Here is an 11,825-nt window from a genome sequence, read left to right on the forward strand (position 1 = left end):
TGTACAACTGGTTCGCACTGTAATGTTTTGTCTGTTCCAGTTTGTCACCATTCAATTCAAAAAGCAATACTTCAGTTCCATGGTTGGTAGCATAGTCTATTTGAACTTTATTTTTGCCATTTACCTGCCAGGCCGACCCCGGAGCTCCCTGGGCTTCTACCCTGTTCAATGGAGAGCCATCGAATTGGGTTTCCCTGTAGGCGTAGTTTTTTTCCGAACCATGTATTGCCCATTTGGCAGGATCAAGTTCTCCTCCTACATATTCTCCGGAATTACCTGTGGTTAAAGTGTAAGGCAGGTATTTCTTTTTCTCGCGACCAAAATCATCGTAATCAAATGGTTGAACAATATCGAACTTATTTGGACTGGCACCCACCTGAATGCTTTGATCAGGGCGTCCCAAACCGTCGAAGTATTGAACCGTGTGCATGGTGTTCCCGCTCAAACCACTTTGGGTTTGGGGAACGGATTTTTTAATGTAGTTTTTGCTTTGTGTTTGGGCACTACTCAAAAAGGATGTGAGCAGGAAACAAAAAAGTAATATATGATTTAATATATAATTCATCTCTCGATAATCTCTAACTATTTTTGTGAAAATTTACATTTGCTTGGGTGAAAGCATTACATCTTTCCATTTCAATTGATTTTGTACTATTTAATTGATAATAATTTTAAATACAAGTGTATTATCCTCTTGTGAATAAAATTTCACTTCTCCTTTACCAGAAGACAATTCTAATCCACCTTTAATAAATCCCCCTTCAATATTCTTAAGTATTACATTTTCAACTGTATCAAATAAAATACAATTGACACAATCTACTCTATAATTGCCAGAAACAATCACTCCTATCATTTTTATTGATCTGAAATCCGAATCTCTACGCTCTAATAGCATTGTACGTGAATCAATCATTTTCTTTATCACATTACCATCATTTAAAACAATCTCTACCCCTGGCACCTTTTGAAAAACCTTAACAACACTATTTGTAGTAGATCCCTTTATGAATACATTTGCAGTTCTCATATTTTGAAATGAATTTGTATTTAAACATACAATATACTTCTCATCCTGTCTTAAAACTGTGCAATCCAACCAAGCTTGATCACTTTGTATCGTTAAATTATCATCTGAAAGTATTTCAAATGTATGGTTATTATAATCTGAATAGCATAAAAATAATTCTTTATGTATTCCACCGCTTGTCTTAAAGTAAAAATGATTTGATTTAAACTGTCTCACATACAGGTAATATTCTCTATTTTCGGTTTTTACAGTAATTCGACCAACTCTATCTGTATTAATTCTATTCTTACAAGTAAATTTAATCATATAACTACCTGTTCCTTTACTCTTATCTATTGAAAGCCAATCTAAATCTTCAACAATTTCCCAATCTAAATTTGTTTCGATTTTTATTTCGTCAGATAGTTTTAATCCTTGTATAAATCCACTACTTCCCAAATCAACACCTTCATACTTAAATGAAAAATAGTTTTGAATCGTTTTTTGATTTTTCACATCATGATACTCATATTTACTTAATATATTTAAGTTTTCATCTCTAACGGTCATCAATCTACCCATGTTATCATATTCATAATGAGTAGAAAGATTATTAACATCTGTGATTTCAATTAATCCAAATACAGGATCATATTTATAGGATTCAACTTGAGAGTTTGGGAAATTACTTCTTAATTTAGAATTCTGATAATCTGACAACTTATTCACATACATCCCTATAGAATTCTTAACATGTATAAGTTTTTGAGGTCCTGAATTTATTATTTTAGCAACCAAATGATTGTTATTATACCCCCATAAATATGACTGTTCTTCTATATTTGAACGAATAGAAGAAATCAATCCATTCTCATAGAAATATTCATATTTCAATTTGAATTGATTAGGAGAATGATTCCACTTATCATACTTCCCATAATTATTAGTATTAAGATTATCTACATCAAGTAATTTTTTATTTTCATATGAATACATTTTTTTTAATCTGAATTTATTCTGACATAACAAATATTCATTCAATATTGCTGAAGTTAGTTTTCCATTCTTAACAGTCTGAATCTCCACTGGTAAACAAATAAAATTACTATCAATCATTTCACGAAAAATATTTGCTTGACTTTCAATTTTTGATAAATCATAATCAAAAGGATATTTGTAAATTTTACTTATTACACAATTTTCATTATCAGTAACTTCCGATTTAACTAAACTATAAAATCTAGAATGCCTATTAATTGTCTTTTTAGTTACAAGTTCATTTCCATTAAAATAGTCAGTAACCGTTTCAGATTTTAATAAATTCTCCTTAAACCTCCAATCACGAACAAAATAGCTCACAAAGAAGTTATGAAAGTATGATGGATTTTTTGAAATAAGAAGTGTTCGATTTGATGCAAACTTGGTGTAATATTGATATTCAACCTTCTTTTTCAGTTGATTATTTCTATCAAAGACTTCTTTTAAATATAGCTTACCCCATGAACTTAAATCGACCTGTCGATCTGGAACATCATATTTTAAAAAACCAAACCTATTAGGACTTAGCGATCTAAGACCTGAAGATAAAAAATCTATAACCTCTTTAACCGGTTCACTGCTAACATTATCATTATAGTGATAAACTACACTGCCATTATCTAATTGTTTTTCAACAACTCTCGTGTAAATCAGCTCCTGACTATTTCTATTGATAAGCTCTAAAGTATTCAAACACAATACATTCTTTTCATATTTTAGTATTTTTTCAACATAATTCGGTTTCTCTAATACAACTCCACTTGATGATAAGTCATCTAATACGTATTCATAATCAGTTTTTCCTACCAATTCATTGTCAATATCATATTTTTCTATACTCTTAATCCTTATACCTGGTCCATATGATGTTATCACATCATCTTTTGTAAAGTAGTATAAGAAATTGTCAAAAGGAATATTATTTGCATCAATAGAGTAATAAGTATTAGGATTAGACCCAAAGCCTAGTTGATTGTTGAAATTTCTACCATAATCTATAAAATCACTTCGTCTATAGGTTCCTGGCTTTAATAAAAAACAAAATCGATTCCCTTTATATTTACCATAAAAATAGGTTACTTCATCAATGTTTATAGAAAAATCGAAATCCAAATTCTTAACTATAGGTAAACCTGAATTAAATTTGTTTTTATTATCATATTTCACTTTCCCAAACCTATTAGCCTCATAATCAAACTTAGTTCTACCGCCTGTTGGGTATCGTATTTCTTTCAAAGATCCAGTGTTAGTATAATTTTCATTTACATTTCGATTGGATCCATACATTCCAAACCAATAAGGTACAATAGTAGAAACAAACGCTGAAGGAAATGCATTATAAAACCCCCAATGATCAGTTTGTATATTATAATATTGTTGATCATTTTTTTGAACTGGAAGCCCTGGAATATAACTAAAGTTATATGATTTTTCACCTTCTATTATTTCAGTCAAAAACCATCTTTTATTAACTTCATCATCATAAGAAAAGGAAATCTCTCGTTTGTTCTGATTATTTATCTTATCCCGAATTATAATACCTGTCAGTTTTTGCATTTTCTCATCATTATTAGTGCAAAATTCAGTAACTTCTTTCGGGGTATTCCAAACAAATCCATCACTATATTGCCAATGTAAACTTACGCCATTATTAAATAACCTTGAAGAAACAGGTGCTCTATGAAATGAAATTAGTTGATTTGCAGTTTCAATACTCTCCAAATAAATATTATGTAATATGGTTCCGCTTTTTGTATATCTCGAACTAAAATTTGACGGTTTAAAACTTGTAATATCACTTTCATAACCATCCACTCCTACATTATATTCATTATAATTAACTGAGCTTGGAACATTTTTAGCTGTATAGAAGCCATTCTTAAAATCATTTATTCGACAAACTGAATTATCTGTACTATGATGAGAAGTATAGTTGAATTTGATAACATTAGGATTATCAACTGGAATAATTTCCGAAAGATACCATGAATTTATTCCAGTATACGTCTCTGAAGAATAATATTCTTTATTTTTAGAACTTTTATCTTTTGAACCGAATAAATACTTCACTCCACTCTCTGTGGTTACCAGAAATCCTGAAAACCTGCCGTAATCATCAAATTCCGTTATTTTAATTTTCCATTCTCGGTGTGGATGAGTAATAATCTCTACACTATCCTTACCACTTTCTCCTTTAATAGAATTAAAATAAAATTTACCGGTAACACCATTTATATTATAACAATATTCATCAGAAACGTAATCTCGTTCTCTTAATTTTAAGTATGCAATATTTGATGATTTTGCAGCATCGTATTTAGTTTTATCATCAGGATTAATTTCTCCAAGTTGGAATTCCAAAATATCATACTTAAAAGTTGACAAATCTTTTAATTGTTTAAAATAATCCTCTATACCTTCTGTGTGTGAATTCCAAAAATATCCACGTCGATTAATCAATATGGGATAATCTTCTGGTTCGATATATTCACCATTAAAAGCATGTGGTATAAGGTGATCATCTGGCAACCCCCTTACACTTCTAGTAATAACTCCACCACTGTTTAAATTCCAACCTACTCCGGTCCATGATGGAATTTCATTTACACGTACTCCTCCTGTATGGTAACTCAAATTAATTGGAACAGAAATACTTCCAACCTTAAATTGATATAATGGTATTGATATGTTTACCGATCCGTGTACAAGATCAACAGGATGATCTCCATACCTTTTATATTCAGTAGCATTTGGACTAGATACTTCTATAAATTTACTAAACCCTACTTCTTGTCCAAAAGAAATTACACTCGACAATATTAAAAACAATATGGTCTGAGAAATTTTTGCATTCATATTTTACTAATATTTTAATTTTGTTATTCTTATCAAACTCATCACGGAAAGAATGAGCATTTTTTAATAATCTTATCTATTGCATATTTATTTGTGTTTTTCTTCTTCCGATGCTTAATTACATAAGCGTCAATTCCTCCACATTCGTTAATAGTTACTTATTCATTTCAGCAAAACCTAATCCTTTCTTTTTCATTTACTTGGTAAAAGGAGTATCATGCAAGTGTTAATTTTCATGAACAAACCATTCTTCTTCCTCTAAACTTTTCAATTAATAACTTTTTCATCTACTGATTTTTTTTCATTTTTGAACTCTCTCTAAATCATATTCGCACCCATATTTTAATAAATGTTAAAATTCATGTTCGGTTCACCTCCTCAAATTTTCCATTTCCTGATTTAACCTTTGATTTTCTGTTTTCAAGCTATTTACACTCTTATTAAGGTCAATTACATAAAGAGTCAACTCCTCTATCTTTTGCAGTAATTTTGCATTCATCTCACCAACTGAAATGCCATTTTTATTAACTTCTTTTTCTGAGGGAATTTCAGGCAAATGCTTATTTGTGCCAATAAAGGATTCTAACTCACTTAAACTCCTAAGTTTGTAGTCTTCTTCAAAAACAAGATCTGCCCAGACATCTGTTTGTACTTTCACTTCTTTTGCCTTTAACATACCACCAACACTTGCATCACTATCCACTTGTAAGTTCGCTCCATTAGGATCAGCATAACCATTTATTCTGAACTTTGCATCTCCAGCCTCATTGCATTTTAAAGTAAGCAATGCCCAGTCTTGTTTTGCATTGGCAACATGATACCATTCCATTCGATCTCCCCAATTACCAACTCCAAAAGAGTTTCCACTGGAATGATCAATACGAAGACCTGTTCCATTTCCTCCTTCCTGATATATGGTTCCATTAAATATGGATGTACCATTTACATCCAACATATGCCTTGGATTACCTTTACCTATAGACAATTTTCCCATAATAGAAGATATTTGACCATTGCCCCTTAAAGCAGTTCCTCCGCCCAAACTAAAAAAGCCGTAATCTCCACCAGCTATATGAAGATATATTCCGGTCGATTTTCCTGCCGCCTCTATTCGCAAACCACAATCTGCCTATTTGAAAACAAGTATAAGGAAGTTCTAATATTAGTTATTCCAATAGAAATGTCACCATTTTGGAAATAAATGGGACTAGTATTAATTTGCTCTTGTGCATTTAATTTTACACATGCCAAAAGCAAGCAGGCAAGTAGTAATTTTCTCATGTTTATTTGGAGATTTGTTGGATTAAGGAATTTAACTTTTGCAGTTCTTGCTTTACCTCTTGCAATTGAAGGCGATCAGATTTGTACTGATTCATTTCAATCTTTAAAATCGTATTCTCATTCTTTTGCTGAATCACATATAATGTCAGTTCTTCCACCTTTTGAAGTAACAGCTTGTTCATTTCAGCCAAGCCAACACCATTCTCTTTCATTTGTTTGGCCGATGGAACATCCGGTAAATGTTTGTTAAGGCTTATGAATTCCTCCACTTCCTCAAGATCTTTTAAGTCGTAGTCATCTTCGAAAACGAAATCGGCAGTTTGGGCTTGAACTTTGACCTCAGAAGCTGTTATTGAACCATTTACAGCAAGTTTAAACCCAGACTTAGCTTCACATCCAATAGAAACACCTTGAAGAAATTGGATATTTGCATCCTGATGAATGTTATATACCTGTTTGTCTGCTCCATTTATATTATTTGTCCACAATTCTAAATCATTATCATTATTGGAATCCACACCTTTGTATCTCCAATAAAAGCCATGTGTTAATCCATCGTGACCTATGTGAAAATCAATATTTTTATTCAAGCCAACAAGTTGAAGACCTTTTCCACTTTCTAGCAGCCTAATGTCAATTTTGGAGTTTGGCTGAATTGTTCCCACTCCAACATTACCATCTGTTGGAAAGACATTGGTTTGTCCCTTAACACTAAAACCTATTAAGATTACACTAAAAAGAATTATTAAATTTTTCATCGATTATAGAATTTTATTGATTATTAAGTAGTATTTCAATTTGATCTAATCTATCTCTTAAAGTCTGTGTCTCATTCTTCAATTCATCAATTTCAGTCTGCTTCTTCTCCAAACTACTTTGCTGTTGAATTGTATATAGTGTCAACTCTTCCACTTTCTGCAAAAGCAACTTGTTCATTTCAGCTACATTGACTCCTTTACTTATTACATCATCTTCCGAGGGAATATTAGGCAAGTGACCATTTAGTTTTATAAAGTCTTCCAATTCCTTTAGCGACCTTAAATCATAAGTTTCTTCAAAAACAAAATCAGCCCAACTTGTAGTACTAACATTTATTTCCTTTGTATAAATGGAAGCATTTACCTTAAGGTTTTTTTGAAAAATGTTTTCGACATGAAGCTTAGCCAAGTTATCATCGTTGCCCGTATGGTAAATTTTGAGCCACACCGGATCTGTTCTGTTTTCTTCCATCCAGCCCAGATACCAATCTTTTGTTCTGTGTTTGTGAATGATAAATGAATGCAAATAATCTCTATGTGTTGAAACATAAGCATTGTACCACCCAGTTGGAACCCCAATTGGATTTAGATAATCAAAAGTTGATAACGGTTGATTTAAATTTGCAGAAGAAGTTAAATTACTAATATCTGTTCGATGATATTGACTTATGGATTGCGAAAATCCAATCAAAGAGGTCAATACAAATAGTAATGTTAAATAATATTTCATGTTTAATATTTAAATAAAGTTTGTTCGATTTTCTCCAATCTTTTATTTATTCTGTTATTGCTTTGCACAAGCATTTGAATTTGTTTTTTTAATTTCCAATGACCTTTACTCATCCTCTATTCTCTTCATAAACGAAATTCTGCAATGCATCATTTAAATACAGATTTCGCTGTGTAAGGGTTAAATCCATAAAAATAATCCTTAGGATTATCATCATTTCGGTAGGCATTAAATCCCAAATATCCCGACCACCAATTTGCATTTCCACCCCAGATTTCATCAAAAGTCCAATCAACAAAAGTGTAACCAATGCCTGTTCCAAATCTACCTTTTCCCTTAGCACAACAATCTCCCCCACCAACAAGTACAAGGAGAAATGGTAGATATTTTACTCACAAACCATATATTATTAATCATATTATCTTTTTACATCCAAAACACACCAATATATTTGCATAAATAATTGCAACCACAAGAATCATTTGAATGTCAATATAATTTTATCCTTTTTGAAATATATTTTTTATATACACTTATCTTATTATAAGACCAAACAAGCAATTTATTAACTTAAATTACAGTACCGAAGTTTTTTTTACTTATTTATGTATTCTTTAAATTCTACAAAGGTAACCCCATAAACTTATCTTTTTTTTCAATAACTTCTTATTTATACTGATTTTAAGAGAATACTACAATATTAACCACACTAACACAAGAGTAAATCCTTCATGCAAATATTTACTTTTTGATAACTACAAATTTTAATCCCTCATAAATCAACACTATTAACTTATTAAATTTCAATAACAAGCTTCTCAATTGCTATAGAAGAATAAAAACTACATTTCGGATAAAACATATGTTTTTTAATAGAAACTTCAATTCTATTAATATATAATTAACTTAAACTTATTCTACAACTAAGATAATAGAACAAAAATGGCTGAATTATAATTCAGAAGAAACTTTCCAAAATTAGATTTTAAACGAGAAGTCAGAAGTTAAATAAGTTAGGACAATACTCTTAAGAAAAGGATGTGTTTCATTCCCTAGTGTCCTATATGAATTGATTAAAAAGTACAAGAAGCATTAGCATTGAAGAACTACAAAAAGTGGCTCGATTTTTAATATGACTACCGACCTGATTTTAAACTATGACGGCAACATGCCCAAAGAAGTAGTAATTGAAGACAAAACAGTGGTGGAACAAATAAGGTTAACCTAGCAACTGAATGAAGAAGACAAACAGACCGTTTTCAGGATTATTGATAAAATGCTTACCAACAAAAAGTTTAAAGATTTCTTTAATAAAAATATTGCTGCGCTTTAAATGAAAAACCCACTCACATTTTTACATGCAAGTGGGTTATATTTTATTTCCTGAGTACTGCTACGCAGAGTCCGAGCGAAACGCTCGAACTAGCGGTCAGTATAAACTCGCGCCATCTGGGTGTAAGTAGGCTTATATCTTAGCTTATTTGCCACAAGTCGGGAAGACTTGCGGCAGTTAGGGCAATCTATTTAGAAATGAATTTTAGCTTCTTTTCTGATAATAATAAGCCTGATTTTTCAATTAAACTAGAACCTTTTAATAGAAATTCATGTCTATCTAAGAACAAATAATTAGGATAATTAAATGTATTCATTCTTCTTATAAAATATGAATTATAATTCTTGTTACTTAAATCCAATGTATCCACTTTTTTATCAATGTAATTATAAGTTAAAACCCATAAGTCATCCCACTTATCTCTATCAATTATCACTTTCCCATCTTCAAAACTATACTCAAATACCTTGTCTACTATTACCTTCCCTTCAATAGGAAGATCATTAAAGTCTTTAATAATAATTTTTAATGATGTGAAACTTGAATTTATTTCTGATTTAACTATTATTGTATCTTTTTGCCATTCGCTGGTTAATATTATTTTATCTCCTTTTATTGAATAGTAGCCAGTTGATGCCTTCTTGAGTAATGAATTATTTAAAGTCAAACTAAACTTCCCGTTATCAGAAAATGATATTTTACCTCCTAGGTATTTATCTCTAAGTACATAGCTTCTTGAAAGCGAATCACTATTAATTTTCGAACACTCGACAAATAAAAAAAGTGACATACAAATTAGAATTATCTTTTTCATATCATTATTGCTTAATTACTTGAACAGGATTCCTTCCTTTTGATTTCAAAAGCCTTGTGATTCTATTTATAGCTTGTAAATATGTTTCACTAGGATTTAATACATTACCTGTTGGAGTATTAATATCTATAGGTCCAGATGGCAAACCTGTATACCCTTTTAATCTTACCCATTTCTCATTAATATTCGCATTAGTATTTGCACCAAATAGTTGTCCTCGTTTAAATGCTTCAATTTCGTCAGATATATCATAAAGACTACTACCTTCTCCAGTTAAATAACTAAAAGAAACTGCTCCTGTTTCAAATTGATATGCATGTTTAGCTTCGTGAGCAAAAGTTGCAAGCGGATTATTTGAGTTTGAAAAAATACTCATTACTATATTGCCGGTAGCATTATCATATGTTGTTTCTCCATTGGCATTTGCAGAGGTTCCTCCTGATTCTACATCATACATTTGGTCAGATGCCCCCAATTCAGATATTTCATTAATAACATCTACATACTTATTAATTTTACCTTTGAGTTTATTAATTTTTCCCTTTAGTTTATCTTTTTGTTTATCAGTTAGATTTTTTCCTTTTTTAGTTTTGCCTGAAGATAATCTCATTGATTTTTCTTCTAAATCAGCTGACATATCAGTAACCCTATTATTTACTTGATTAAGAAGTTTCTGAACCCATACCCAAGCTCTACTCGTAAATTCATTCCCATCAATATCAATATTTTTAATAGGATTATTTCCAGCATAATGATAAGGAGACAATGAAATATACTTTTCAGCTAAATTATCTATACAGTGCCATCTGGCAATAGCAGGATCATACATTCTCCACCCATAATCTAACCAATCCGTTTCATCCTGCAACTCCTTGCCGTTGTACAAGTACTTTTGGTCTGCATCAGTCTTGCTGTCAGCCATGTTCATGCGCATACCAAAAGGATAGTAATGGTTTAATTCCTCTACCTCTCCACTTTCACGTACCGACAGGCGTATATTGCCCAAATGATCTTTTACAAAGAACTGGTAGGTATTGCTGCCATCTCCAACATTCAGCTTGCCTTCATCATTCAAGATGTATTTCAAAGAGCCATTCTCGTACACAAAGTTAGCACAATATTGTAATTTCTTGCTGTCCGGCAAACGGTTTTCCAATTTTACTCCTGATGCATCGTAGGCATAGGCAAGGTTTCTTACCTTGTCGGCGGCATCTTTCTTCTCTACAAACTCCGGCAGGTTCAACAGGTTGTAATCAATGTCTGAGATCTTCTTGTTGTCGTCCCTTGTCATGTTACCATTGGCATCGTATGAATATTCCAAACTGTTAGAAGATAACTCCTTGAATCCTTTGTTATCATCCCTGGCATCGTTTACATATCTTAATTGGTTGCCATTGTATCCATAGCCCAATTGGTCGATGTGGTTGCCCTTGTCGTAACGATTCAGAGTCATGATATTGCCGTTCAGGTCGTAGGTAATGCCTGTTACATCGTAACCCGAAGCATCGCTCCAGCCTGAACTGTAGGTTTTAAAATCAGCTTTGCTAATGCGGTTTAAGGCATCGTAAGTGTATCCATAGGCCTGACGATGATTGCTCACTCCGCTTACCTTGCTCCACCATTCCATGCTACCAATATTCCCGTTAAACTGATCTTCTCCGCCAAATGTTGTGGCACCCGATTGGTAATTCAAGGCAAATCCGAATTCGTCATTGCCTCTGCCCGATCCGCCTGATTGCCTGTAGGCATTCATTTGGGTAAGCCAACCCCTGATGTTGTACTTGTAATCAAGATTTCGACCTGCTTTTGTTAACTTTTTGGTTTCTAACTGTCCCAGTTCATCGTAAAGCATTTCGGTAATGGTGGTTCGTGTTTTGTTTACTGCTCCACTGTATGCCAACTCCACCTTGGTTAAGCGTCCTGCATGATCGTATTTCATCCATTTGTTTTCTACAATGGTTTTTCCTAATGCCACATGCTCGTGTATACTTCGGTCTACTTTTCCT

At 32.1% G+C, this 11,825-nt stretch carries 9 protein-coding genes; all 9 read right to left on the reverse strand.

Going from position 1 to position 11,825, the window contains the following annotated elements:
- The coding region (locus DF185_RS22685; RefSeq protein WP_207784731.1) for a DUF6443 domain-containing protein at nucleotides 1-445 on the reverse strand (445 nt) is incomplete at its 3' end.
- Between the two features lie 210 nt (nucleotides 446-655).
- A complete protein-coding gene (locus tag DF185_RS22690) occupies nucleotides 656-4,903 on the reverse strand; it encodes a BACON domain-containing protein (protein WP_110364014.1) in 4,248 nt (1,415 codons plus the stop codon).
- A gap of 370 nt (nucleotides 4,904-5,273) precedes the next feature.
- The gene (locus DF185_RS22695) at nucleotides 5,274-5,897 is read right to left on the reverse strand and encodes a hypothetical protein (protein WP_133250134.1); all 624 of its coding nucleotides are present in this window, start codon (nucleotides 5,895-5,897) and stop codon (nucleotides 5,274-5,276) included.
- A 113-nt stretch (nucleotides 5,898-6,010) separates the two neighbouring features.
- Entirely contained in the window at nucleotides 6,011-6,184 is a 174-nt protein-coding gene (locus DF185_RS23670) for a hypothetical protein (protein WP_165836106.1), read from the reverse strand.
- Between the two features lie 2 nt (nucleotides 6,185-6,186).
- Nucleotides 6,187-6,942 (reverse strand): hypothetical protein, encoded by a 756-nt coding sequence (locus DF185_RS22700; protein ID WP_110364018.1) that lies wholly within the window; start codon nucleotides 6,940-6,942, stop codon nucleotides 6,187-6,189.
- Between the two features lie 13 nt (nucleotides 6,943-6,955).
- Entirely contained in the window at nucleotides 6,956-7,672 is a 717-nt protein-coding gene (locus DF185_RS22705; protein WP_110364020.1) for a hypothetical protein, read from the reverse strand.
- 109 nt (nucleotides 7,673-7,781) lie between these two features.
- Entirely contained in the window at nucleotides 7,782-8,030 is a 249-nt protein-coding gene (locus DF185_RS23675; RefSeq protein WP_165836107.1) for a hypothetical protein, read from the reverse strand.
- 1,162 nt (nucleotides 8,031-9,192) lie between these two features.
- Nucleotides 9,193-9,819, reverse strand: coding sequence for a hypothetical protein (locus DF185_RS22720; RefSeq protein ID WP_133250135.1), 627 nt, complete (start codon nucleotides 9,817-9,819; stop codon nucleotides 9,193-9,195).
- A gap of 4 nt (nucleotides 9,820-9,823) precedes the next feature.
- On the reverse strand, nucleotides 9,824-11,825 hold a 2,002-nt coding region (locus DF185_RS22725), incomplete at its 5' end, for an RHS repeat domain-containing protein (RefSeq protein WP_133250136.1).

Origin of the sequence: Marinifilum breve (assembly GCF_003202155.1) — a bacterium.
In the GTDB taxonomy this organism is placed as follows: Bacteria; Bacteroidota; Bacteroidia; order Bacteroidales; family Marinifilaceae; genus Marinifilum; species Marinifilum breve.